Raw genomic sequence first — 577 nt, 5'->3', positions numbered from 1 at the left:
GTCACGCCAAATTCTCTGGCCGCTTTTTCGCGTGACCAGAGCATGCTTTTTCGCCAGATTCGCAGTTCCCAGCCGGTCATAAAGCACCTTTGAAAAAATGAAAAAACTTCACTTTATTTTATCATCATAATCACCAAATCAGCGCGATAAATAAGTGTGAAAAAGTGAAGGAATTTCACTTTTTTTGGTTGTAGATGTCGTGCGGTTTTCTCTGTTTTCACCTGTGCGGGAGTGGTGCGCCAGTGACCACGACATGCCATTGTTGTGCTGTCGTTTTTCTTCAGTCGCGCCGGATGCGGCGCCCCCTGCACACCTGACGGTGTGTAAGGCAACTGCGCCTGATGGCGCAGTTGTCTCTGCCTATCTGTCGCCGCACTGCGGCCTGTTCTCCGCAGACGGACTTTCCGGGGGTACATACACGACCACATCCCGTTTCAGCCGTCCAGGGGAGAGATATACCAGCCACAAAACTTTTTGCCGCTGGCGTCAAAAACTTTTGCGTCTGCCCCCGGACAACTGCCCTGTGACGTGGTGAGCGTCCCCCGTCGGAAAGGTCCACTGCGGGGAAATCCCCGAA

General features: G+C 52.7%; 1 protein-coding gene and 1 pseudogene. Both read right to left on the bottom strand.

What is annotated here, in order from left to right:
* Nucleotides 1-80: pseudogene (locus WC5_RS26080) on the bottom strand (helix-turn-helix domain-containing protein); the annotation flags it as partial.
* 33 nt (nt 81-113) lie between these two features.
* The gene (locus WC5_RS26075; RefSeq protein WP_024192155.1) at nt 114-311 is read right to left on the bottom strand and encodes a hypothetical protein; all 198 of its coding nucleotides are present in this window, start codon (nt 309-311) and stop codon (nt 114-116) included.
* Between the last annotated feature and the right edge of the window lie 266 nt (nt 312-577).

It is taken from the genome of Escherichia sp. KTE114 (assembly GCF_000407765.1).
In the GTDB taxonomy this organism is placed as follows: domain Bacteria; phylum Pseudomonadota; class Gammaproteobacteria; order Enterobacterales; family Enterobacteriaceae; genus Escherichia; species Escherichia ruysiae.
Note: the sequence above shows the minus strand (reverse complement) of the source record. Positions and strands in the feature narration are given on the sequence as shown.